Source organism: Mesorhizobium sp. BE184 (genome assembly GCF_031457045.1).
Taxonomy (GTDB): domain Bacteria; phylum Pseudomonadota; class Alphaproteobacteria; order Rhizobiales; family Rhizobiaceae; genus Mesorhizobium.
In genome coordinates this window covers 256,661-280,618 of sequence record NZ_JAVDVU010000003.1, presented here as the reverse complement: position 1 = coordinate 280,618, position 23,958 = coordinate 256,661, and the positions used below count along the sequence as shown (strand labels likewise).

Here is a 23,958-nt window from a genome sequence, read left to right as displayed (position 1 = left end):
GCAAGGACATGTTTAACAAAGGGTTAACGGCGCTTTTGCGGCAGGCGCAAAGCCTGTGGACCAGACAAAAAAAGAGCCGCGGATAAGGCGGCTCTCAGGAGTTAAACAGGGAGGCGTCAAACAAAGTGGCTCCAACCACTCGGTAAGAATCCAGATAACTGGATAGCCGTAGTAATCGGCTGTAAAGCTTAATGAGTGCTTAACATCCGGCGATTTTTTTGACCTAACGCCTGCTTCTGTGCCGTATCAGGACAGATCGAACCGCGGTCTAGCCGGCATTCCGGCTCGGCCGCCACAGCGCCGGCAAGGCGATGAAGGCGAAGAGAAGCATCGCCGCATAGAAGCCGAGCGAGGAGATCGCCACCAGCGGCTCGATCGCCTCATTGCCGCCGAGCAGCAGGAACAGCCCGATCAGCAGGCCGATGCCGCTGACCGCCGTCAGCCAGAAATGCACCTTGGCGAGCAGCGTGGCGCTCATCGACGGAAACAGATGATAGAAGAAGGCGAACACCGCCGACATCAGCCAGCCTGCCACCATGGTGTGGGCGTGAACCGGCATTTGCGAATGGTCCTGCGAAATGGACATGTGCAGGCCGAGCGCCATGCCGCACAGCGCATAGACCACCGCCAGCGTGAAGAAGTTTCTTGCCACCCCTTGCATAATTTATCTCCCATGCCTTTTCCCTTCGGGGAATGGGTTAGCCAGCCGCCAATGCGGCTGTGCCTCGAGCTTCGGGAGCGCCTGAGCGCAAATCATGCATGAATGTGCCGCGCCAGTGCCCCCACGCCATCGGCAATGCAACTGATAGCAGGATTGCACGTCCAAAGCGCTAGGGCCGCGCCCAATTCCATGGATTTTTTTTTGGCCTGCGCTGCCACGACGGGAGCCAGCCAAGCACACCGCTACAGCAGCCCGAAAACACCGTCCCAAAGGAGCTTTCCGCCGACCAGCGCGACCGTCGCATAGGTGAATGGATAGAACAGTTCCGGCCGCATGCGCCGCACCAGCCAATGTCGCCAGCGGCGCCAGCGGCATCAGCACCAGCGAAGCGGTGAGATTGGTGGAATCGAACTGGCCAAGCGCGAAATAGGGCAGCAGCTTGATCGCATTGGTGGCGGCGAAGAAGAGCGCCGTCGTGCCTGACAGGATTTTCGGATCGAGCCGCAGCGGCAGCGTATAGACCTGGAAGGGTGGGCCGCCGACATGCGCCACGAACGAGGTGAAGCCGGAGACCGAACCCCAGAAAGCGGCGGCGAGCCGGTTCGGCGGCGCGGCATGGGTCGAGCCGTGACGAAATCGCAGATAGATCCAACGGAGCACGAAGATCATCGCCACCGTACCGACGATCAGCCTTATCGCCTCCTCCGTCACCATCGCGGCCGTCAGCCAGCCGAGGCCGATTCCCAGCAGCGAGCCCGGCAGCATGTCCATCAATGTTTTGCGGTCGTAGACGCCCCACCAGCTCCACACCGCCGCCACGTCCATCAGGCACAGGATCGGCAGCAGGATGGCGGCGGCCTGTACCGGCGGCATGGCGAGCGCCATCAGCGGCACGCCGACGAAGCCGGCGGCGCCGCCGAAACCGCCCTTCGACAGCCCGACAAGGACCACTGAGGGGATGGCCGCGGCGTAGAACAGCGGATCGGCAAGCAGACCTGTCATGACACTATCGAAGGCTGGAAGGGACGCAGCACCGGGATAACCCAGAAAGCAGCGCGCCGCGATAGGAAATTGCGCCCACTGATGCCATTCCTCCGCTGGCAGCGACAGCGGCTTGCCTACCGGGCCGGTCCTGTGGCCTCCAAAGGCGGAGGCCGCCTGTGGATAGGCTTCGCCTTGACGATGGCGGTGCTGGTCTCGGCCTTGTCGGCGATATGGTCAAGGATGCCGTCGAGCTGGCCGATCGAGCGGACATAAAGCCTTGCGACGAAACAGTCGTCGCCCGTCACCTTGTCGCATTCACCGAATTCGGGCGTCTCTTCGATCAGCTTCTGAACAATGTGCAGCTTTCCCGGCAGCGGGCGGATGCGAACGATTGCCTCGAGAGTATAGCCGAGCGCCTGCGGATCGACGTCTATCGTAAACGCGCGCACCACGCCGCGTTCCTCCAGCCGGCGCAGCCGCTCCGATACGCTTGGCGACGACAGGCCGACGCGTTGCGCCAGTTCCTTGAGCGAGGTTCGTGAATCCACGATCAGGATTTCAACGAGGCGACGGTCGATATCGTCAAGCATCTTTCATCCTTATGAAAAAATCTACGTTAGCCTTACTTTATTAAATGAAAAAGGGGTTCTGGCTTTTATATAGCATATAAAATTCCTTCAGTGCATGGGAAAATCAGCCTGTTCTTCAGGGGAAGCGTCATGAATAGCACAGCGCGCGGCACAATCGAGATGACGGCTGCGATGGGCATTCTCGGCACCATCGGATGGTTCGTGGTCATGTCCGGCCAGCCAGCCATGGACGTGGTGTTCTGGCGTTGCGCATTCGGCGCGCTGACGCTGCTCGTCATCTGCGCCGCGCTCGGTCTTTTTCGCGGCACGTTGTCCGTACGCACCCTGGCCATAGCGGCGCTCGGCGGCGTCGCCATCGTCGTGAACTGGCTGCTGCTGTTCAGCGCCTTCCCGCGCGCCTCGATCTCGATCGCCACGGCGGTCTACAACACCCAGCCCTTCATGCTGGTCGCATTCGGCGCGATCTTCTTCTCCGAACGGCTGACGCTGGCCAAGCTGACCTGGCTTGCCGTCTCCTTTGTCGGCATGCTGCTGATCGTGCGCACGGTGCCCGATGTCAGCTTCGTCGGCACCGATTACTTCATCGGCATCGCCATGGCGCTGGCCGCCGCCTTCTTCTGGGCCGTGGCGGCCGTCGTCACCAAGACGCTCAAGGGCACGCCGCCGCATCTGATCGCGCTGATCCAGGTCTGCGTCGGCGTCGTCATGCTGGCGCCCTTCGCCAATTTCTCCGCCCTTCCGACGGATGCATGGAGCTGGACCATGCTGGTGACGCTGGGCGTCGTCCACACCGGGCTGATGTACATATTGATGTACGGCGCCATCCAGAAGCTGCCGACCTCTCTGCAAGGGTCGCTTTCTTTCATCTATCCTGTGGTGGCCATCCTGGTCGACGTGCTGGCCTTCGGCCACCGGCTTGATCCGGCGCAGGTTGCCGGCGCGGCGGCCATATTGATCGCGGCGGCCGGAATGAACCTGGGCTGGTCGCCGTGGAAAACGCAAGCGCCAGCGGCCCGGACGGCGAAGTAGCCGTCACCTCCACATTGATGTCGGCGCCCGCACGCTTTATTCGGAAGCCGCGCGCCAATGCGTCAATCCGGAGGCAAGATGACCGACATTCTTTTCCGACGTGCGACAGAAGCGGATGTCCCGGCAATCGTCGCCATGCTGGCCGACGATGCGCTGGGCAAAGCGCGCGAGGACTTGTCCGAGCCGCTGGCCGAAGGTTATCGCACGGCTTTCGCCACCATCGACAGCGACCCGCATCAGTTGCTCGCGGTCATGGAAGAAGATGGCCGCATCGTCGGTACCTTGCAGATCAGTTTTCTTGCCGGCTTGTCCCGCAAGGGCGCCACGCGCGGCCAGATCGAGGCCGTGCGCGTGGCTGCCGACCGGCGCGGCGCGCGGCTCGGCGAGAAACTGATCGAATGGGCCGTGGGCCAGTGCCACGAGCGTGGCTGCCAGGTCGTTCAGCTGACCACTGACAAGAGCCGCACCGACGCGCACCGCTTCTATGACCGATTGGGCTTCACAGCCAGCCACATCGGTTACAAGCTCAATCTTTGAGCCCACGGTCGCGAGCGTGCCGACCGGCGAACCATGATCCGCCGCCTGTTCATCGCCGTCCCTTTCGTCTATGCCGCAATCCAACCATCTTCGCCTCGCATAGGCGGAACCCGGGATTGAATGCCGATGAATGACGCAACACCTTTGAACCGCTGCCGTATCGTCCTGATCGCGCCCCCCGGCGCGGCAGCCGAACAGGTTGTTGCCGCGCTCGGCGGCGGCGATGTCGCATCGCTTATCCTGCCGCAATACGAGGCCGACGAGGCTTCCTTCCAGGCGTTCGCCGAAACGGTGACCCCGGCCGCGCAGGCGGCGGGCGTGGCGGTGATCATCGCCGGCGACACGCGCATCGCCGGGCGCATCCACGCCGACGGCATCCATGTCGAGACAAGCAAGGCTGAGCTGGCCGAGACGATCGAAAAATTCCAGGACAAGATGATGGTTGGCGCCGGCGGCGCCAAAACCCGCGACGACGCACTGGAGCTGGGTGAAGAGCGGCCGGACTACATCTTCTTCGGCCGCTTCGGCTACGACAACAAGCCCGAGCCGCACAGCCGCAATCTGTCGCTCGGCCGGTGGTGGGCCGAGGTGATCGAAATCCCTTGCATCGTGTTGGCCGGCTCCGACCTCTCCTCCGTCGAGGCGGTCGCGGCGACCGGCGCCGAGTTCGTGGCGCTCTCCTCGGCGGTTTTCGCCGAGGGTGTAAACCCGGCTGAAGCAATTGCCCACGCCAATGCGCTGCTGGAAGAGCACGCGCCGCGCTTCGAGAACTGACCCGTGCCGGCACCACGCATCCTGCCGCTCGCGGCCATGATCGCCATGGCATGGTCGGCGCAGGCATTCGGTCAGGAAAAACCGGCGACGGCGAAGCCCGAGGCGGTGAAGGCAGCGCCGGCCCAGCCTCAAGCGTCCAAACCTGCGGCAGAAACCAAGACGGACAAGCCGATCGAAAAAACGCTGCCGCAGCCGGCGACTACCGTCGAACCGCCACCGCTGCCCTCCGCCGACGTCATCAATCCCGAGCGCTTCGGCGCCAAGCCTGCGGATGCCGCCTATGGCGCCTTCCAGCGCGGCCTCTACAGGACGGCGTACAATCTCGCTTTGCCGCGCGCCCAGAACGGCGATCCCGCAGCGGCGACGTTGCTGGCCGAAATCACCTCGCGCGGCCTCGGCGTGCCGCTCAACTTTCCCGAAGCGGCCAAGTGGTACGCGCAGGCGGCCGAGCGCGGCGTGCCGGAAGCGCAGTTCCAGTATGCGCTGATGCTGATCGAAGGCCGCTATGTGAAGAAGGACGAGAAAGGCGCCTTTGCGCTGATGCAGGCCGCTGCCGAAGCCGGCAACCGGCTCGCGCAGTTCAATTTCGCGCAGCTCCTCGTCCAGCAGGACGCCGGCGATGACGGACTGGCGAAGGCCGTCCCATATTACGAGCGTGCTGCCGCCACCGGTCTTGCCGACGCGCAATACGCAATGGCGCAGATCTACGCCAACGGGGTCGGCGGCAAGAAGCAGGATGATGCCCGGGCACGCCGCTTGCTGGAACAGGCCGCACGACAGAACTACGACACGGCTCAGCTCGACCTCGCCCAATGGATGGTGGACGGACGCGGCGGCAAACGTGACCTGGCGGGCGGCTTCGGCTGGATGAAGCGGGCCGCCGACGGCGGCAATGTCGCCGCCCGCAATCGCCTGGCGAAATTCTACATGGCCGGCATCGGCGTCGAGCCTGACGCCAATCTGGCCGCCGCCTGGTACATCGTCGCGCGCAGGGCGGGGCTGATTGACCAGGACATGGAGGATTTCCTCCGCGGCCTGACCACGGAAGAAATCAAGAAGGCGCTGCAGCAGGCGAACCGCCTGCCCTGAAGCAGGCCACCTGCCCTTCACGCCGCCATCGCCCGCCGCCTTCTTGCCTCCCGAAGCGATTTGTGGTCTTGGGGGCCGAAAGCCCCTTGGGCGCACCAGCATCCGGACCCAGTGCAATCATGGCCAAGATCAACGGCAACGAAATCCGGCCCGGCAATGTCATCGAACATGATGGCGGCCTGTGGGTCGCGGTGAAGACGAATTCGGTCAAGCCGGGCAAGGGTGGCGCCTACAATCAGGTCGAGTTGAAGAACCTCATCAACGGCACCAAGCTCAACGAGCGTTTCCGCTCGGCGGAGACGGTCGAGCGCGTCCATCTCGACATGAAGGATTTCTCCTTCCTCTACGAACAGGGCGACTCCCTCGTCTTCATGGACACCGAGAGCTACGAGCAGCTCGAATTGCAGAAGGATTTCGTCGGCGACCGCGCCGCCTTCCTGCAGGACGGCATGATGGTGACGGTACAGCTTTACGAAGAAACGCCGATCGGCATATCGCTGCCGGATCAGGTCACGCTGACCATCACCGAGGCCGATCCTGTGGTAAAGGGCCAGACGGCCGCTTCGTCCTACAAGCCGGCCATCCTCGAAAACGGCATCCGCGTGCTGGTGCCGCCCTTCATCGAGGCTGGCGAACGCATCCTCGTCGACACCAACGAAATCATTTATCTGCGCCGCGCCGATTGATCGGCGTAAAACCGGAAGATTGATCCCATGGCCCGCTCAGCTCTCCTCAACGTCATGGTTCAGGCCGCGATGAAAGCCGGCCGCTCGCTGTCGCGCGATTTCGGCGAGGTGCAGAACTTGCAGGTCTCGCTCAAGGGACCCGGCGACTATGTCAGCCAGGCCGACCGCAAGGCCGAGGAAATCATCTTCACCGAACTGTCCAAGGCGCGTCCCGGCTATGCCTTCCTGATGGAGGAACGCGGCACGGTCGACGGCGACGACGACCAGCACCGCTGGATCGTCGACCCGCTCGACGGCACCACCAATTTCCTGCACGGCATTCCGCTTTTCGCAGTTTCCATCGCCCTCGAGCGCCAGGGCCAGATCGTCGCCGGCGTCATCTACAATCCGGCCATGGACGAGCTTTACACCGCCGAGCGCGGCGGCGGCGCCTTCATGAACGATCGGCGGCTGCGCGTCGCCGCCCGCTCCAAGCTGACCGATTCGGTCATCGGCTGCGGCGTTCCGCATCTCGGCCGTGGCCATCACGGCAATTTCCTCGTCGAGCTGCGCAACGTCATGGCCGAAGTCTCCGGCGTCCGCCGCATGGGCGCGGCGTCGCTCGACCTCGCCTATGTGGCCGCGGGCCGACTCGACGGCTTCTGGGAAAACAATCTTTCGGCCTGGGACATCGCAGCCGGATTGCTGCTGATCCGCGAGGCCGGCGGCTTCGTCTCCGATCTTTCCGGCGGCCAGAACATGCTGGACGACGGCTCCGTCGCCGCCGGCAATGAAGTCATCCACCGGGCGCTGCTGAAGACGATCGCCAAGCCGCTCAAGGGATAGGTTGCCCTAAGCGGCATCGCGTCATACCGTCGCAAATCCGAAACAAGGCTCTGGCATGTAGCCTGCATGTCCCCCAGATTATGGGCAGACAGGCCGCTTCGATGACCCGAACCGAAACACCGACCGAACTCCATATTCCCTTCAGGGGACGCTGGCACTATTCGCGCGCCGAGCTGATCGCCGACGGCATCGTCCATGCTGTCGGCATCGTGCTGGCCATCGCAGCCGGCTCGGCGCTGCTCGCGCTTGCCGCTTTCCACACCGGGCCGGGCGAATACATCGCAGCCGTATTCTACGTCGTCTCGCTGCTCACCGTGCTGTCGGTATCGCTGGCCTACAACCTATGGCCCGTGCAGTCACCGGCGAAGTGGATCCTGCGCCGCTTCGACCATTCCGCCATTTATCTGCTGATCGCAGCGACCTACACACCGTTCCTGGCGCAGCTGGACAATTCGCCCCTCGCCCGCTGGATGATCGGCGCGGTCTGGATCGCAGCCGCCTTCGGCATGGCGATCAAGATTTTCCTGCCCGGCCGCTTCGATCGGCTCGCCGTCGTCTTCTACCTCGCCATCGGCTGGAGCGGCGTCCTGCTCGCCGAGCCGCTGATCGCCACGCTGCCCAACACCTCGCTGGCGCTGATCGTTGCCGGCGGCATCGTCTATTCTTCCGGCGTGATCTTCTACGCCTGGAAAGGCCTGCGCTTCCACACCGCGCTGTGGCACGGCTTCGTCGTCGGTGCCGCCGGCCTGCATCTGGCGGCGCTCGCAGACTGTCTGGTGGTCAGCCGTCTTTAGACCTCTATCCGGCTGGCAATGGGAACTAACGGCCGGCAGGCGGTGCCAAGCGCCTTCCAATTTGGTCACATTTCCGCTTACAGTCGCAGACAAGCGTGATCGATCATGGCTGGCAGCGCAGACGGGACACCGATGACTTTTCTCAAATCGTTCGCACTGGGCAAGCGTTCCGATGTGCTGAATTACGATCCCCACAAACTGTCCAGCCCGCAGGTCTTCCTGCTCACCATGGTCGTGTTCCTGGCGATTGTCGCCTTCATCGCCGCCATTCTGACCCGGCAGATTTCGGGTGCCTTCGTCACCAATCCGGGGCTGAACGGCCTGATCGTCGGCGTGCTTCTGGTTGGCATCCTGCTGGCCTTCGTCCAGGTGGGCAGGCTTTTCCGCGAGGTCCATTGGGTCAACTCTTTCCGTGCCGGCTCCGAGGTAACCGAACCCGTTCTGCTGGCGCCGATGAAGGCGATGCTCGGCCGGTCCTCCTCCATGGCCTTCTCCACCAGTTCGATGCGCACGATGCTGGATTCCATCGCCACTCGTCTCGACGAAAGCCGCGACACCTCGCGCTATCTGGTCGGCCTGCTCGTCTTTCTGGGCCTGCTCGGCACTTTCTGGGGACTGCTGACGACCATTGGTTCCATCGGTGAGACCATCCAGGCGCTCGACCCCGGCAGCGGCGACGCAGCCGCCGTGCTCGATGCCCTGAAGCAGGGCCTCGCCGCACCGCTTGCAGGCATGGGAACGGCCTTCTCGTCCTCGCTCTTTGGCCTCTCCGGATCGCTTGTGCTCGGCTTCCTCGACCTGCAGGCCGGGCGCGCGCAGACGCGCTTCTATACCGAGCTTGAAAACTGGCTGTCTTCCGTCACAGACTTGTCTTCCGACATCGTCGTCACCGACCCGGCCAAAGTCGATTCCGTCGATGAAATCCGCGTCCTTTCGGAGCGCTTGCGCAGCATCCAGGAAAATGGCGGCTCCAATCCGCGTGTCGCAACCGCCATGGCGAGCCTTGCCGATGGCATTTCCGGTCTGGTCAAGAACATGCGCTCCGAACAGCAGATCATGCGCGACTGGGTGGAGGCGCAGTCCGACGAGCAGAAGGCCATGCGCAACACGCTGGAAAAAATCGCCGACGCGCTGAAGAAGCCGGGAGTGCACTGACTTGGCCCTAGCCCGGGCGCGCCGCGCCGACCGCAGGATCGACTACTGGCCGGGCTTCGTCGACGCGCTGTCGACCCTGCTTCTGGCAATCATGTTCATGCTTTCGGTCTTCGTGCTGGCGCAGTTCCTGCTCAGCCGCGAGATTTCCGGCAAGGACGAGGTGCTGTCGCGGCTGAATTCCCAGATCAACGAGCTGACACAGCTCCTCGCGCTGGAAAAATCCAACAGCCAGGACGCCCAGGATTCGCTCGCCAATCTGCAGGCCTCCCTGTCGGCGACAGAAGCCGAGAAAAGCCGGCTGGAACAGTTGTTGTCGCAAGGCGCCGGCGCGGGCGATGCCGCCAATGCGCGTGCTAACGAGCTTTCCGGCGAACTCGACACGCAGCGTCAGGTCAGCCAGCGCGCATTGAGCCAGGTCGAACTCCTCAACCAGCAGATCGCCGCGCTGCGCAAGCAGATCGCCGCGCTCGAGGATGCGCTCGATGTCTCCGAAACGCGCGACCGCGAATCCAACACCAAGATCGCCGATCTCGGCCGCCGCCTGAATGTCGCGCTGGCGCAGCGCGTGCAGGAACTCAACCGCTACCGCTCGGATTTCTTTGGCCGCCTGCGCGAAATCCTCGCCGATCGCGAAAATATTCGCATCGTCGGCGATCGTTTCGTCTTCCAGTCGGAAGTGCTGTTCCCGGTCGGCTCCGAGGAGATCAACGACGCCGGCCAGGTCGAGATGAAGAAGCTCGCCGACGCCATCATCGAGCTGCAGAAGGAAATCCCGCCCGAGATCAATTGGGTGCTGCGCGTCGACGGCCATACCGACGACCGGCCGCTTTCGGGCAGCGGACGCTATCGCGACAATTGGGAGCTTTCGACCGCGCGTTCGACCTCGGTGGTGAAATTCCTGATCGCCAACGGCGTGCCGGCGAACCGTCTGGTGGCAGCCGGCTTCGGCGAATTCCAGCCGCTCGACACCGCCGGCACCGACGAGGCCCGCACCAAGAACCGTCGCATCGAGCTCAAGCTGACGGAACGCTGACCTGTTCCGCCGCGTCGTCATCTGGCACAGGACGCCGGATGGCTGCTCAGACGCTGTCGGCTTCAACTTTCCTTGAGCAGCGCGTGAACTAAGCCGTTGATTCAGCACGCCTTAGAGCGCTCACGACGAACCGGCAAGAGCGCCAAGAATTATCTTTTTTTAATTACCCTTCGCGCGACGGCGCTCCTACTGTTTGCATGCGGGCCGAGAACCGCCGGCGGTACATGCCTCCGCGACTCGACGGAACCGGACGGTCCGCAATATAGGACTGTCGGCACAGCGATGCCGGCAGTCCCTAGATCAGGAGACGCAATCATGCGCTCTTTCACTCCCAGGATGTTTGCAATTTCGGTCCTTGTCGCCACCGTGCCCCTGACCGGAGCCTATGCCTCGTCCTACAATGTCGGCGAAACGCCGGCTGTGCAGTTGCAGGGACCACGGCTCCAGGCCGTTCTCGGCCAGCTTCAGAGTGCCGTCGACGGGGTCAAGGCGGAACGCAGCGACAGGACGCTATCGGCAGCGCAAGCCGGAATGATGGAAAAACAGGCGGCAGGCATTCGCATGACGGCCGAGCGTGACGCCGCGCAAAATCACGGCCGGGTTCCGACAGCGCAGTATCAAGACATCCTGCGCAAGATCGGCAACATCGCGCCGACCGTCGACAATCTCGACGAACACGGCTGACCGCTTCCGGCAGGAAGGGACGTCGATCCTCCGGGGCTTCGGCTCCGGGGGATTTTCACCATCCCAGCCACAGCGCAGCCAGCGCCAGGACGGCCGGGACAGCCTGCACATAAAGGATATTGCGGCCCACGGTTGCGGCCCCATAGAGGCCGGCCACCAGCACGCACAGCAGAAAGAAAGTTTTCACCGGAAAGCCTGCTGCGCCGAGATAGAGACCCCAGATCAACCCGGCTGCGAGAAAGCCGTTGTAAAGCCCCTGATTGGCGGCCAGCACCTTCGACGCCGCCGCGAATTCGGGCGTCAGCCTGAAGGTTCGGTGCCCGGTGGGCGTGTCCCACAGCACCATCTCCAGATAGACAATATAGATGTGGATGAGGGCCACCAGCCCGACCAGAATGTTGCCGATCATCGTTTCCCCGCTCATTCCCGCGAAGCCGCGCGTTGCGACATCCGCGCAGGATACGCCGCCGCCGCGATGACGCATAGGCAGCAAAAGTGGTTGCCACTCCTGGCGGCTTGCTGTCTTTTCACGCGCGACGGCGGCACGATCGCCAAGTTTACAGCACAAGGAAAAACCATGTCGTTCCAGAAACTCGATGAACTCGGCCACAAGCTCGAAGCGCTGGAACACGCGATGGCGATCCTCGGCGCCGACGAGGCGACCCATATGGCGGTCGGCGGCGGCGAGAAGCGCGCCGAGGCTATGGCGACCCTTGCCGGCATGTATCACCGCCAGGCGACCGCGCCGGAAATCGGCGACTGGATCGGCGCCGCCGAAAGTGAAGCGCTGAACGAGATGCAGGCGGCGGCTGTGCGCGAATTCAGGCGCCAGTACACCAACATGACCTGCCTGCCCACGGAGTTCGTCGAGCGTCAGACCAATGCACGCCTGCGCTCGGAGCAGCTTTGGCGCGACCTGCGCGCCAAGAACGATTGGACGGGCTTCCTGCCGGCCCTTCAAGGCATCGTGACGCTGGTGCGCGAGGAGGCGGCGTTGCGCGCCGAGGCGCTTGACCTTGCCCCTTACGACGCACTGATGGAACAATACGACCCCGGCAACCGCACCGCGGATATCACCCCGGTCTTTGCCGAGTTGAAGACTTTCCTCAAGGACTTCGTGCCGGAAGCTTTGGCGGCCCAGGAGCAGCGGCTGGCCAAGCGGCCGCTCAAGCCGCTTTCGGGTATTTACCCGATCGACAGGCAGCGCGAACTCGGCCTGGCGATGATGGCTGCCGTCGGCTTCGATTTCAGTCATGGCAGCCTGTCGGTCTCTCATCATCCCTTCTGCGGCGGCGTGCCGAGCGACGTCCGCATCACCACGCGCTACAAGACGACCGACTTCCTCTCCGCGCTGATGGGCGTGCTGCACGAGACCGGCCACGCGCTGTATGAGCAGAACCTGCCGCAGGACTGGTCGCACTGGTCGCTCGGCCGCGCTCGCGGCATGGCCGTACACGAGAGCCAGAGCCTGTTTGTGGAAAAGCAGCTCGGCCGCAACCCGGCCTTCTGGCGCTGGGCGCTGCCGGTGGTGGAAAAGCACCTTGGCGAAGACTGGTCGATGGACGACATCCTGCCGCATGTGCATCAGGTGGAACGCGGCCTGATCCGTGTCGATGCCGACGAGGTCACCTACCCGCTGCACGTCATCCTTCGCTTCGAACTGGAGCAGGATCTCGTTTCCGGCGCATTGGACGTGGCCGACCTGCCGGAAGCCTGGGACGCCAAGATGCGCGACTATCTCGGTCTCTCCACCATCGACAACCCCGCCGACGGCCCGATGCAGGACGTGCACTGGCCGGGCGGCGCGTTCGGCTATTTCCCCTCCTACACACTGGGCGCCATGATGGCGGCGCAGCAATGGGCGGCATTGACGAAAGCACACAGCTCCGCCGAGGCCGATCTCGAAAAAGGGGATTTCACCGCGGTCAACGACTGGCGTCGCGACCATATCTGGTCGCAGGCCTCACGCTGGTCCACTCCCGAATTGATGCAACGCGCCACCGGCGAAAAGCTCAACGCAGCCCATTTCATCGCGCATCTGCGGGAGCGCTATGGGCGGGAGTGATCACAGGCGCAAATATAGACGTCAACGAGACGACGGAATTTGAATTGGATTGGATCCTGAACACGCTCAGCGACCGCGCGCCGGTTGCCGATCTGAGCGCATATCTGAAAGCCTTGAAGGACATCTCCTACAACGCATCGTTGAGCTACAATTTCGCCTATGCGCAGGCCGAGGCCAATTAGGCGAAGCCGATCACCGAAGAGCGAGCCCCTACTCCGCCGCCCCCATGAAGGCGTCCGCGCCGGTCTCGAACTGCAGCTTGGCCAGTCGCGCATAGATGCCGCCCTTGGCGACGAGGCTCTTGTGGGTGCCTTCCTCGACGATACGGCCGCCGTCCATCACCAGGATCCGGTCGGCCTTCAGCACCGTGGCGAGCCGATGCGCGATCACCAGCGTGGTGCGGCCGCGCATCAGATGTTCCAGCGCCGCCTGCACCAGCGTCTCGCTCTCGGCGTCGAGCGAGGACGTCGCCTCGTCCAGCAAAAGGATCGGCGCGTCGCGCAAAATGGCGCGGGCAATGGCGATGCGCTGCCGCTGGCCGCCTGATAGCGTGACGCCGCGTTCGCCGAGTTGCGTGTCGTAGCCATCCCTCAGCTTCGTGATGAATGGATCGGCAAGCGCCGCCGTCGCCGCTGCCTCGATCTCGGCACCGGAGGCGCCCGGCCTGCCGAAGCCTATATTGTCGCGCGCGCTGGCGGCGAACACGGTCACATCCTGCGGCACGATGGCGATGCGTTGCCTAAGCGCTGCCGGATCGGCCTCGCGCGCTTCGATACCGTCGATCGCTATCGACCCTGTTTCGGGGTCGTAGAAGCGCAGGATCAGCGAAAAGACCGTGCTCTTGCCGGCGCCCGAGGGACCGACGATCGCCACCGTCTCCCCGGGCTTGACCGCAAAGGTCAGCCCGTGAACAGCGGCGCGGTCCGGTCGCGCCGGATAGGAGAAGGACACGTTGTCGAACGCAATGGCGCCCCGCGCCGTCGCCGGCAGCGGCTTGGGGTTCGGGGGCGCAACGATGGCCGGTCTTTCGGCAAGGATTTCAGTCAGGCGTTCAGCCGCGCCCGCGGCCTGCGAAAGTTCGCCCCACACTTCGGACAGCGCGCCCAGCGCCCCGGCGGCGAACACCGCATAGAGCAGGAACTGTCCGAGCGTGCCGGGCGACAGCGTGCCGGACAGCACGTCGCGCGAGCCGAACCACAGCACAGCCACGACGGACGAAAAAATCATGAAGATGGCAAAGAACGTCAGCAACGCGCGCGCAAGCACGGATGAGCGCGCCGCGTTGAAAGCCGCTTCCACCGCCGCCGCGAACCGCCCCGTCACGAGCTTTTCGTTGGTGAAGGCCTGCAGCGTGCGCACCGCGCCGATCTGCTCGCTGGCATAGGCGGTCGCCTCGGCCAGCGTATCCTGCGCCTGTCGGGATCTGCGCCGCACCGACCGGCCAAACGCGACCAGCGGCAGCACGATGATCGGGATTGCCACAATGACAAGGCCGGACAGCTTGGCGCTCGTCACCACCATCATGGCGACGGCGCCAAGGCCGAGGATGATGTTGCGCAGCGCCACCGAGGCTGTCGCGCCGACTGCCGATTTCACCTGCGTCGTGTCCGCGGCCAGCCGCGAGACGATCTCGCCGGAATGCGCGGTATCAAAAAAGGCCGGCGACAGCGCCGTGACGTGGGAAAAGACGTCGCGGCGGATGTCGGCGACGACGCGCTCGCCGAGCGTGATGACGAAATAGTAGCGGCCGGCGGATGCCAGCGCCAGCACCGCGGCCATCACCACCAGCATGGCGAAGTAGTTGGCGATGAAAGTGGAATCGGCGGAGGAAAACCCGTGGTCGATCATGCGCCGGACGGCAACCGGCAGCGCCAGCGTGGTCAGCGCGGCCAGGACGAGCGAGACGACGGCGCCGGCCACCAGGCCGCGATACCGGCCGATATAGGGAACCAGCCGCCGGAGCGGCGCCGGCGAAGGGCGCCGTCCATCCCCGCTCGCTTGTTCCGCCATGCCCGGTTTCCTGTTCGAATTGGCTTCGGCGCGGCCTTGTGATTCAATTTGGCCTGATGTATAGGCTCGCCGACCGTTTTGGAAGCTGCGGCTCCTGCATAGCTGCGGCTTCTCGTTTTAAAAAGGGGCGCATCGACGCAGGCCGTCAGCCGCACCCCTCAGCAGGACAAGAGCCATGAAGACCGAAATCCATCCCGACTACCATACGATCAAGGTCGTCATGACCGACGGCACCGAGTATATGACGCGCTCGACCTGGGGCAAGGAAGGCGACACGATGAACCTCGACATCGACCCGTCGACCCATCCGGCTTGGACCGGCGGCCAGCAGACGCTGCTCGACCGCGGCGGCCGTCTCTCCAAATTCAAGAACAAGTTCGCCAATCTCGGCATCTGAACGGTTCTTACCGGCATTAAAAAACCCGCCTTCGAGGCGGGTTTTTTGTTGTTTGTGCGGCAAGGCCGGCAGGATCACTTCTTCTTGTTCTGCCGGTTCTCGATCAGGTCGTCGACCACCGCCGGATCGGCGAGCGTCGAGGTATCGCCCAGCGCGCCGAAATCGTCCTCGGCGATCTTGCGCAGGATGCGGCGCATGATCTTGCCCGAACGCGTCTTCGGCAGGCCCGGCGCGAACTGGATCTTGTCTGGCGCGGCGATGGCGCCGATCTCCTTGCGCACATGCGCGACCAGTTCCTTCCGCAGCTCCTCGGTCGGCTTTTCGCCGGCCATCAGCGTCACATAGCTGTAGATGCCCTGGCCCTTGATGTCGTGGGGATAGCCGACGACCGCGGCCTCCGACACCTTGTCGTGGCTGACCAGCGCCGACTCCACCTCGGCCGTGCCCATGCGGTGGCCGGACACGTTGATGACGTCATCGACGCGGCCGGTGATCCAGTAGTAGCCGTCCTCGTCGCGCCGGCAACCGTCGCCGGTGAAGTACTTGCCCTTGTAGGTAGCGAAATAGGTCTGCACGAAGCGGTCATGGTCGCCATAGACCGTGCGCATCTGGCCCGGCCATGAATCGACGATGCAGAGATTGCCGTCGGTCGCCCCTTCCAGCACATTGCCCTCATTGTCGACCAGTTGCGGCTTGATGCCGAAGAACGGCCGCGTCGCCGAGCCCGGCTTCAAGTCGGTCGCGCCAGGCAGCGGCGTGATCAGGATGCCGCCGGTCTCCGTTTGCCACCAGGTGTCGACAATCGGCACCCTGGAGTTGCCGACCACCTTGTAATACCACTCCCAGGCTTCCGGGTTGATCGGTTCGCCGACCGAGCCCAGCACGCGCAGGCTCTTGCGCGAGGTCTTCTTCACCGGCTCCTCGCCGGCGCCCATGAGGGCGCGGATAGCGGTCGGCGCGGTGTAGAAAATGTTGACCTTGTGCTTGTCGACCACCTCCCAGAACCGCGAGGTCGAGGGGTAATTCGGCACGCCTTCGAACATCAGCGTCGTCGCGCCATTGGCCAGCGGTCCGTAGACGATGTAGCTGTGCCCTGTCACCCAGCCGACATCGGCGGTGCACCAGTAGATATCGCCGTCATGGTAGTCGAAGACGTATTGATGCGTCATCGAGGCGTAGACGAGATAGCCGCCGGTCGTGTGCAGCACACCCTTCGGCTTGCCGGTCGAGCCTGACGTATAGAGGATGAACAGAGGGTCTTCCGCCTTCATCTTCTCCGGCTTGCAGTCCGGCTTCGCCGCCGCGACCTCATCGTGATACCAGACGTCGCGGCCATCGGCCCAGCCAACCTTGCCGCCGGTGCGGCGCACCACGACGACTGTTTTGACCTTGGTGCCGGCCTTGGCGGCGATCTCCACCGCCCTGTCGGTGTTTTCCTTGAGCGGAATGGTCTTGCCGCCGCGCAGTCCTTCGTCGGCGGTGATGACGAAGGTCGATTTGCAATCGTCGATGCGCCCGGCCAGCGCATCGGGCGAAAAGCCGCCAAAGACGATCGAATGGATCGCGCCGATACGCGTGCAGGCGAGCATCGCATAGGCCGCCTCCGGGATCATCGGCATATAGATGGTGACGCGGTCGCCCTTCTTGACGCCGTGCGTCTTCATCACGTTGGCGAGGCGGCAGACATGCTCGTGAAGCTCGTTATAGGTGATTTTCTTGTCGTCGTAGGGGTTGTCGCCTTCCCAGATGATCGCCGTCTGGTTTCCGCGCTTCTTCAGATGACGGTCGATGCAGTTGTAGGAGACGTTGGTCAGCCCGTCCTCGAACCACTTGATCGACACCTTGCCTTTGAAAGACGTGTTCTGAACCTTGGTGTACGGCTTGAACCAGTCGATCCGCTTGCCGTGCTTGCCCCAGAACTTGTCCGGGTTCCTCACGCTTTCGGCATACCACTTCAGGTATGTGTCGTTGTCGATCAAGGCGTTCTTTTTCCACGCCGGCTGCACCCGGTGGACACGGACTTCGGACATTTTTGTGCATTCCTCCCGAATTGCGTCGCCGGTTACGCACCGACGGCATCGCGGCCAGAAGCTGCGGATGCCCCGGCATTATTATCAATTCTTCCCCGGCGGCAACATTAGACGTTGGGGGAGCGTGGCGGGATGACGCACATTGTGGCGTCCAATCGAAGACGTCGGCCGGTCGTATGAAGACGTCGTTCAGAACCGGTTAACCATCCGGGCGCAGACTTCGGATGGGAGGATTGGCACCAGCGCCTGCGAGGCAGACATGCGCGACCATTCCGAACTGGAACTGCTGCTGAAAGGCTACGGCCTGACCACCGCCAGGATCCTATACCACTTCCCCGACCACCCGCATCTGCTGCAGACCTATGTCTGGCAGGACTACGATCTGGCCCCGAAATTCCCGGCTCTGTTCAGCTTCATCGAGTTCTGGAGGACCCGGCTCGAAGGACCGCTGCATTCCATTCAGTACACCCACAGCCGGCTGATCGCGCCGAACGAATGGCGCAAGGTGGACGGCGAACTGGTCCTCCACTGAGGCAAATTGCCGGCGGCACGACATCTGGCCCACATGAAAGGGGCCGGGCGGGCCTTTCCGATCGCTTCCACAGGCGTGAATGTCTATGGCTAGGGCTTTCCGCCGGCCAGACAGGACCGGCCACACAAGGAGTCATGCCAATGAAGATGAAGCTGCTTGCCGGCGTCGCCATCGCCGCAACCCTGGCGTTCGCGAATTCCGCCTGGGCCGACATCACCATCGGTGTTGTCGCGCCGCTGACTGGGCCGGTCGCCGCCTATGGCGACCAGGTCAAGAATGGCGCCGAGGCCGCCGTCGAGACCATCAACAAGAACGGCGGCGTTCTGGGTGAAAAAATCGTGCTCAAGCTCGCCGACGACGCCGGCGATCCCAAGCAGGGTGTCTCGGCCGCCAACAATCTGGTCGGCGACGGCGTGCATTTCGTCGTCGGTCCGGTCACGTCCGGCGTCGCCATACCGGCCTCGGACGTGTTCGCCGAGAACGGGGTTCTGATGGTGACCCCGACGGCCACCGCGCCGGACCTCACCAGCCGCGGTCTCACCAACGTGCTGCGCACCTGCGGCCGCGACGACCAGCAGGCCGAGGTCGCCGCCAAATACGTGCTCGAGCACATGAAGGACAAGAAAATCGCCGTCGTTCATGACAAGGGCACCTATGGCATGGGTCTCGCCAATGCATTCAAGGCGGCGCTGAACAAGGGCGGTGTCACCGAGGTGCTTTATGAAGGCATCATGCCTGGCGAAAAGGACTATTCAGCCATCGTTGCGAGGCTGAAGAATGACGGCGCTGAAGTCATCTATTTCGGCGGGTACCACCCGGAGGGCGGCCTGATCGCCCGCCAGCTCGCGGATGGCGGCGTCAAGGCGCAGATCATCGGCGGCGAAGGCCTGTCCAACACCGAATACTGGGCGATCGGCAATGAGGCGGCGGCCGGCACGCTGTTCACCAACGCGTCGGATGCGCTGAAGAACCCGGACTCGGCCGAGGCCGTGCAGGTGCTGAAGGCGAAGAACATTCCGGCTGAGGCCTTCACGCTTAACGCCTATGCCGCCGTGCAGGTCATCAAGGCCGGAATCGAGAAGGCCGGCAAGGCCGACGACGCGACCGCCGTCGCCGCCGCGCTGAAAGACGGCCAGCCGGTCGAGACCGCCATCGGCAAATTGACCTACGGCGAGACCGGCGACCTGTCCTCGCCGAGCTTCTCCCTGTTCAAGTGGGAAGACGGCAAGATCGTCCCTGTGGAGTGAGTTTTCGCCATGCTATTTGGAAGGCCGGGGCAACGCTCCGGCCTTTTTCGTGGTGCCTTTCCGGAAAGGCTGGCCGTAGCCTGCCTACGTCCGCTCAGGCGGGAACCGCCGCCGGCGCATAGGTGCGGCCGCCGAAAATCGCCGAGCCGACGCGCACACTCGTCGCGCCGAAGGCGATAGCCACCTGATAGTCGCTGGACATGCCCATCGAAAGCTTTTCGACGCCCGCTTCCTTGGCGAGCTTGCCGAGGAGCGCGAAATGCGGCCCCGGGTTTTCCTCGGCCGGCGGAATGCACATCAGGCCCTCGATATGCAGGCCATGCTCGTCGCGGCATCGGGCAACGAAAGCCACCGCATCCTTCGGCTCGATGCCCGCTTTCTGCGGTTCGGACCCCGTATTGACCTGCACGTAAAGCCGCGGGGTCCTGCCCTGCTTGCGCGTTTCCTTGGCAATTTCGGCGGCGATCTTTTCGCGATCGACCGACTGGATGACATCGAAAAGCTCGACGGCGTCCTTGGTCTTGTTCGACTGCAACGGCCCGAGCAGATGCAGCTCGATGCCCGGATATTGCGCTCTGAGCGCCGGCCACTTGCCTTGCGCCTCCTGCACCTTGTTCTCGCCGAAGATTCGCTGGCCCGCTTCGATGGCCGGCCGGATATCGTCGGGACCGAAGGTCTTGGAAACGGCTACGAGCGAGGCCGAACCGGCTTCGCGCTTCGCTTCGCGCTCGGCGGCTGCGATTTTTGCTTTGACCGCCTCAAGCTGCGAGACCGTATCACTCATCGTATGATCCTTCTGTTTTTGACCCGGCGCTGCGCCCGCATGGTTGACGGGTTCGGCAAAGCATGGTGAAGACCCGGACCGAGCTTTATGAACCGCTGCAGGCGTGTTCCCCAACGTTTTAAGTGAAAAACGTCTCATGGCAACAGAACGATATAATCCGCGCGCATCGGAACCGAAATGGCAGAAGGCCTGGGACGCCGCCAAGCTGTTTGAAACCCGCAACGACGATCCGCGTCCGAAATACTATGTGCTGGAGATGTTCCCCTATCCTTCGGGGCGCATCCATATGGGTCACGTGCGCAACTACACGATGGGCGACGTGGTGGCGCGCTATCGCCGCGCCATGGGCGACAATGTCTTGCACCCGATGGGGTGGGATGCCTTCGGGCTGCCGGCGGAAAACGCCGCGCGTGACAACAAGGTCAACCCGCGCGAATGGACCTACGCCAACATCGCCACCATGAGAGGCCAGTTGAAGACCATGGGTCTGTCGCTGGACTGGGCGCGCGAGTTCGCCACCTGCGATCCGGGCTACTACAAGCACCAGCAGAAAATGTTCCTGGATTTCTGGCGCGCCGGACTGGTGGAGCGCAAGTCGGCCAAGGTCAACTGGGACCCGGAAGACATGACCGTCCTCGCCAACGAGCAGGTCATCGACGGGCGCGGCTGGCGCTCCGGCGCTCCTGTCGAGCAGCGCGACCTGACGCAATGGTTCTTCAAGATCACCTCGATGAGCCAGGATTTGCTGGACGGGCTGGATACGCTCGACCGCTGGCCCGAGAAGGTCAAGCTGATGCAGGCCAACTGGATCGGCCGCTCGGAGGGGTTGCTGATCCGCTGGAAGCTGGACAATCCGCCCGCCGGCGAGAGCGAGCTGGAAGTCTACACGACACGCCCCGACACCATCTTCGGCGCGTCCTTCATGGCCATCGCCGCCGATCATCCGCTGGCGAGGAAGGCGGCTGAGGGAAATCCCGAGCTGGCTTCTTTCATCGAAGACGTGCGCCGGCGCGGCACCTCGGCGGCCGAACTGGAAACCGCCGAGAAACGCGGCTTCGACACCGGCCTGCGCGTCGTGCATCCCTTCGACCCGAGCTGGACGCTGCCCGTCTATGTCGCCAATTTCGTGCTGATGGACTATGGCACCGGCGCCATCTTCGGCTGCCCGTCCGGCGACCAGCGCGACCTCGACTTCGCCAACAAATACGGCTTGCCGGTCGTTCCGGTCGTCATGCCGGAAGGCGCGGACGCCGCGACCTTCCAGGTCACCGACGAGGCCTATACCGACGACGGCGTGATGTTCAATTCGCGCTTCCTCGACGGCATGAAGCCGAAGGCCGCGTTCGAGGAGGTCGCGACGCGGCTGTCCGGCATCAGCATCGGCAACCGCCCGCAGGCCGAGCGCAAGGTGCAGTTCCGCCTGCGCGACTGGCTGATCTCGCGCCAGCGCTACTGGGGCTGTCCGATCCCGGTGATTCACTGCGACGATTGCGGCGCGGTCCCCGTGCCGGATGCGGACCTGCCGGTCCGGCTGCCCGACGACGTGACCTTCGACAAGCCGGGCAACCCGCTGGACCATCATCCGACCTGGAAACACGCCGACTGCCCGAAATGCGGCAAGGCGGCGCGGCGCGACACCGATACGATGGACACCTTCGTCGATTCGTCGTGGTATTTCGCCCGCTTCACCGACCCGTGGAACGAGGCCGCGCCAACGACGCTGTCCTGCGTCGATGGCAAGGGCGGCTGGCTGCCGGTCAACCAGTATATCGGCGGTATCGAGCACGCGATCCTGCACCTGCTCTATTCGCGTTTCTTCACCCGCGCCATGACCGCCACCGGCCATCTGAACGAAGTGAAGGAGCCGTTCCAGGGCCTGTTCACGCAAGGCATGGTGGTGCATGAGACCTATCGCCTGCCGGAAGGCTGGATCACGCCCGCCGAAGTAAAGATCGAAGAAGTCGACGGCGCGAGACGGGCGGTACTGCTCAGGGACGGCAGCCCGGTCGAGATCGGCTCGATCGAGAAAATGTCGAAGTCGAAGAAGAATGTCGTCGACCCCGACGACATCATCGCCAGCTACGGCGCCGACACGGCGCGCTGGTTCATGCTGTCGGATTCGCCGCCGGAACGCGATGTCATCTGGACCGAGGCCGGCGTTGAGGGCGCGCACCGTTTCGTCCAGCGCGTCTGGCGTCTTGTGTCGGAAGCCGCCCCTGCTCTGGCCGGGGTGAAGCCCGCTGCCGCGTCTGAAGGCGATGCGGCCGCGGTTTCCAGGCAGGCGCACCGGATTCTCAAAGCCGTCGGTGAAGACATCGGCCGCCTGCACTTCAACAAGGCGGTCGCCCGCATCTACGAACTGACCAACGCGCTGTCGCCCCAGGTAGCCAATCTCGGCAAGGCCGATGCCGGCCAAAAGGGCGCCGTCAGGCAGGCTCTGGAGTTCCTCGTCCAGCTGATCGCGCCGATGATGCCGCACCTTGCCGAGGAATGCTGGGCAGAGCTCGGCGGCCGCGGATTGGCCGGCGAGCAGGCATGGCCGGCCTTCGATCCGGCGCTGACGGTGGACGACGAGATCGTGCTGCCTGTACAGATCAACGGCAAGAAGCGCGGCGATTTGACAATTGCCCGCGACGCAGACCAAGGTGCGGTCGAAAAAGCGGTCCTGGCCCTGGATTTCGTCGAGAAGGCGCTGGAGGGCAGGACACCGCGCAAGGTGGTGATCGTCCCGCAAAGGATCGTCAATGTCGTTGTCTGAACCGAGCCGCCCGAAGACCCCGCGGCATTTGCGCAATGCGACCCTGGCCGGAATGGTGGGCCTGCTGGCGCTGGCTTCGGCCTGCACCGTGCGGCCACTCTATTCGAACGCGCCGCTGTCAGCCGGTTCCACCGTCGGCGCCCGCGCCGAACTGGCGTCGATTGCCGTCAAGCCGGTCGATTCCCGCTACGCGCAGCAGGTCCGCAACAATCTCATCTATGGTCTGACTGGCGGCGGCGGCGAACCTGCCAATCCGGTCTATTCGCTTGATCTGGATGTTGTCGAGACCGTCGAATCGGCAGCCGTCATCCAGGTGACCAAGGAGATCGACGAGCCGACCGCCGGCACCGTCACTCTCAAGGCGAACTACAGGCTGGTGGAAATCTCTACCGGCAAGGTCATCGGATCGGGAAGCCGCTCGTTGACGTCCTCCTTCGACAAGTCGAAGCAGGAATTCGCGACGATGCGGGCGCAGATCGACGCCGAGAACCGCGCCGCGCGGGAACTGGCCAGCCTGCTGCAACTGAAGATCGCGCAGGATCTGGCGAAGCGCTCCTAACGCTTCGCCGCTCCGTTCCGTCTGATCCGAAAGCCGTTACCCGATCTTCTGGCCGGTCTTCGCCCAATCCGCGAGGAACTGTTCGAGGCCCTTGTCGGTCAGCGGGTGCTTGACCAGCGCCTTGAGCGTCGCTGGCGGGGCTGTGACGACATCGGCGCCTATCAGGGCAGCCTGTTTGACATGATTGACCGTGCGGACCGACGCGACGAGGATTTCGGTGGCGAAATCGTAGTTGTCGTAGATCTGGCGAATTTCCTGGATCAGTTCCATGCCGTCCGCACCGGTGTCATCGACGCGGCCGACAAACGGCGAAATGAACGAAGCACCGGCCTTGGCGGCGAGTAGCGCCTGGTTGGCCGAGAAACACAAGGTCACGTTGACCAGGCGATTCATGTCATTGCGGATCGACTTGCAGGCCTTGAGCCCATCGAGCGTCAGCGGCACCTTGATGCAGACATTGTCAGCGATCTTGGCCAGCACCTCGGCCTCACGCATCATCTGCTTGTATTCCGTTGCCACCACTTCTGCCGAAACCGGACCCTCGACGACCGAGCAGATTTCCTTGGTCACCTCGGTGATCGAGCCGCCCGACTTCAAAATCAGCGACGGATTGGTGGTGACGCCGTCGAGCAGGCCGAGATCGTTGAGTTCCTTGATTTCCTTGATGTCGGCGGTATCGGCGAAGAATTTCATGATGGTCTCCTTGGATATTCGCAAGTGCCGGCAGGGCACGCT

24 protein-coding genes and 1 pseudogene are annotated in these 23,958 nt (G+C 63.4%); 17 read left to right on the top strand and 8 right to left on the bottom strand.

Annotated elements, in window-relative coordinates:
* Positions 1–268: 268 nt before the first annotated feature.
* The 3 genes and pseudogenes from J2X35_RS15015 to J2X35_RS15005 all read right to left on the bottom strand — a co-directional run bounded on the left by J2X35_RS15015 (position 269) and on the right by J2X35_RS15005 (position 2,235).
* Entirely contained in the window at positions 269–661 is a 393-nt protein-coding gene (locus J2X35_RS15015) for a hypothetical protein (RefSeq protein ID WP_310186919.1), read from the bottom strand.
* A gap of 242 nt (positions 662–903) precedes the next feature.
* A pseudogene (locus J2X35_RS15010) lies at positions 904–1,663 on the bottom strand (sulfite exporter TauE/SafE family protein).
* A gap of 116 nt (positions 1,664–1,779) precedes the next feature.
* Entirely contained in the window at positions 1,780–2,235 is a 456-nt protein-coding gene (locus J2X35_RS15005) for an Lrp/AsnC family transcriptional regulator (RefSeq protein ID WP_310186918.1), read from the bottom strand.
* Between the two features lie 129 nt (positions 2,236–2,364).
* Here J2X35_RS15005 and J2X35_RS15000 point away from each other — a divergent pair, with 129 nt between their 5' ends.
* The 10 genes from J2X35_RS15000 to J2X35_RS14955 all read left to right on the top strand — a co-directional run bounded on the left by J2X35_RS15000 (position 2,365) and on the right by J2X35_RS14955 (position 10,841).
* A complete protein-coding gene (locus J2X35_RS15000) occupies positions 2,365–3,264 on the top strand; it encodes a DMT family transporter (RefSeq protein WP_310186916.1) in 900 nt (299 codons plus the stop codon).
* A gap of 78 nt (positions 3,265–3,342) precedes the next feature.
* Positions 3,343–3,801 (top strand): GNAT family N-acetyltransferase, encoded by a 459-nt coding sequence (locus J2X35_RS14995; protein ID WP_310186913.1) that lies wholly within the window; start codon positions 3,343–3,345, stop codon positions 3,799–3,801.
* 126 nt (positions 3,802–3,927) lie between these two features.
* Positions 3,928–4,575, top strand: a complete 648-nt coding sequence (locus J2X35_RS14990; protein WP_056115998.1) for a thiamine phosphate synthase — start codon at positions 3,928–3,930, stop codon at positions 4,573–4,575.
* Between the two features lie 45 nt (positions 4,576–4,620).
* Positions 4,621–5,664 (top strand): tetratricopeptide repeat protein, encoded by a 1,044-nt coding sequence (locus tag J2X35_RS14985; protein WP_082542568.1) that lies wholly within the window; start codon positions 4,621–4,623, stop codon positions 5,662–5,664.
* Positions 5,665–5,783: 119 nt separating this feature from the next.
* Positions 5,784–6,350 (top strand): elongation factor P, encoded by a 567-nt coding sequence (gene efp / locus J2X35_RS14980; RefSeq protein ID WP_056112085.1) that lies wholly within the window; start codon positions 5,784–5,786, stop codon positions 6,348–6,350.
* A gap of 27 nt (positions 6,351–6,377) precedes the next feature.
* Complete coding sequence (locus J2X35_RS14975; RefSeq protein ID WP_056112088.1) at positions 6,378–7,175, top strand: inositol monophosphatase family protein; 798 nt, start codon at positions 6,378–6,380, stop codon at positions 7,173–7,175.
* A gap of 101 nt (positions 7,176–7,276) precedes the next feature.
* Complete coding sequence (locus J2X35_RS14970) at positions 7,277–7,969, top strand: hemolysin III family protein (protein ID WP_310186909.1); 693 nt, start codon at positions 7,277–7,279, stop codon at positions 7,967–7,969.
* A gap of 132 nt (positions 7,970–8,101) precedes the next feature.
* Complete coding sequence (locus J2X35_RS14965; RefSeq protein WP_310186907.1) at positions 8,102–9,124, top strand: MotA/TolQ/ExbB proton channel family protein; 1,023 nt, start codon at positions 8,102–8,104, stop codon at positions 9,122–9,124.
* A gap of 1 nt (position 9,125) precedes the next feature.
* The gene (locus J2X35_RS14960; RefSeq protein ID WP_310186905.1) at positions 9,126–10,157 is read left to right on the top strand and encodes a peptidoglycan -binding protein; all 1,032 of its coding nucleotides are present in this window, start codon (positions 9,126–9,128) and stop codon (positions 10,155–10,157) included.
* A 315-nt stretch (positions 10,158–10,472) separates the two neighbouring features.
* Entirely contained in the window at positions 10,473–10,841 is a 369-nt protein-coding gene (locus J2X35_RS14955) for a hypothetical protein (protein WP_310186903.1), read from the top strand.
* A 55-nt stretch (positions 10,842–10,896) separates the two neighbouring features.
* Here J2X35_RS14955 and J2X35_RS14950 read toward each other — a convergent pair whose 3' ends face one another.
* Complete coding sequence (locus J2X35_RS14950) at positions 10,897–11,250, bottom strand: DUF1304 domain-containing protein (RefSeq protein ID WP_310188695.1); 354 nt, start codon at positions 11,248–11,250, stop codon at positions 10,897–10,899.
* Positions 11,251–11,418: 168 nt separating this feature from the next.
* Between J2X35_RS14950 and J2X35_RS14945 the strand changes: the two genes are divergently transcribed.
* Together J2X35_RS14945 and J2X35_RS14940 are read left to right on the top strand one after the other, a co-directional pair.
* Complete coding sequence (locus tag J2X35_RS14945; protein ID WP_310186901.1) at positions 11,419–12,906, top strand: carboxypeptidase M32; 1,488 nt, start codon at positions 11,419–11,421, stop codon at positions 12,904–12,906.
* Positions 12,907–12,950: 44 nt separating this feature from the next.
* On the top strand, positions 12,951–13,088 hold the full coding sequence (locus tag J2X35_RS14940; RefSeq protein ID WP_310186900.1) for a hypothetical protein: 138 nt from the start codon (positions 12,951–12,953) through the stop codon (positions 13,086–13,088).
* A gap of 28 nt (positions 13,089–13,116) precedes the next feature.
* On the opposite strand, the gene J2X35_RS14935 is transcribed toward J2X35_RS14940, so the two are convergent.
* Positions 13,117–14,916: an ABC transporter transmembrane domain-containing protein gene (locus J2X35_RS14935; protein WP_310186899.1), complete on the bottom strand. Its 1,800-nt coding sequence runs from the start codon at positions 14,914–14,916 to the stop codon at positions 13,117–13,119.
* Positions 14,917–15,091: 175 nt separating this feature from the next.
* Between J2X35_RS14935 and rpmE the strand changes: the two genes are divergently transcribed.
* Positions 15,092–15,313, top strand: a complete 222-nt coding sequence (rpmE, locus tag J2X35_RS14930) for a 50S ribosomal protein L31 (protein WP_056112114.1) — start codon at positions 15,092–15,094, stop codon at positions 15,311–15,313.
* 74 nt (positions 15,314–15,387) lie between these two features.
* On the opposite strand, the gene acs is transcribed toward rpmE, so the two are convergent.
* Positions 15,388–17,343 carry an acetate--CoA ligase gene (acs, locus tag J2X35_RS14925; protein WP_310186898.1) on the bottom strand — a complete coding sequence of 652 codons (1,956 nt, stop codon included), beginning with the start codon at positions 17,341–17,343 and terminating at the stop codon, positions 15,388–15,390.
* Between the two features lie 259 nt (positions 17,344–17,602).
* Here acs and J2X35_RS14920 point away from each other — a divergent pair, with 259 nt between their 5' ends.
* Both J2X35_RS14920 and J2X35_RS14915 read left to right on the top strand, forming a co-directional pair.
* Positions 17,603–17,875 carry an usg protein gene (locus J2X35_RS14920; protein ID WP_056116005.1) on the top strand — a complete coding sequence of 91 codons (273 nt, stop codon included), beginning with the start codon at positions 17,603–17,605 and terminating at the stop codon, positions 17,873–17,875.
* 140 nt (positions 17,876–18,015) lie between these two features.
* Positions 18,016–19,122, top strand: coding sequence for an ABC transporter substrate-binding protein (locus tag J2X35_RS14915; protein ID WP_310186897.1), 1,107 nt, complete (start codon positions 18,016–18,018; stop codon positions 19,120–19,122).
* A 94-nt stretch (positions 19,123–19,216) separates the two neighbouring features.
* Here the strand turns inward: J2X35_RS14915 and J2X35_RS14910 are convergent, their stop codons facing one another.
* Positions 19,217–19,906 carry a YggS family pyridoxal phosphate-dependent enzyme gene (locus tag J2X35_RS14910; RefSeq protein WP_310186896.1) on the bottom strand — a complete coding sequence of 230 codons (690 nt, stop codon included), beginning with the start codon at positions 19,904–19,906 and terminating at the stop codon, positions 19,217–19,219.
* Between the two features lie 136 nt (positions 19,907–20,042).
* On the opposite strand from J2X35_RS14910, the gene leuS reads away from it, so the two are divergent.
* Both leuS and lptE read left to right on the top strand, forming a co-directional pair.
* On the top strand, positions 20,043–22,664 hold the full coding sequence (gene leuS, locus J2X35_RS14905; RefSeq protein WP_310186895.1) for a leucine--tRNA ligase: 2,622 nt from the start codon (positions 20,043–20,045) through the stop codon (positions 22,662–22,664).
* Complete coding sequence (lptE, locus tag J2X35_RS14900; RefSeq protein ID WP_310186892.1) at positions 22,651–23,223, top strand: LPS assembly lipoprotein LptE; 573 nt, start codon at positions 22,651–22,653, stop codon at positions 23,221–23,223. The genes leuS and lptE overlap by 14 nt, the downstream gene beginning before the upstream one ends.
* A 36-nt stretch (positions 23,224–23,259) precedes the next feature.
* On the opposite strand, the gene fsa is transcribed toward lptE, so the two are convergent.
* The gene (gene fsa / locus J2X35_RS14895) at positions 23,260–23,916 is read right to left on the bottom strand and encodes a fructose-6-phosphate aldolase (protein WP_310186891.1); all 657 of its coding nucleotides are present in this window, start codon (positions 23,914–23,916) and stop codon (positions 23,260–23,262) included.
* Positions 23,917–23,958: the final 42 nt, after the last annotated feature.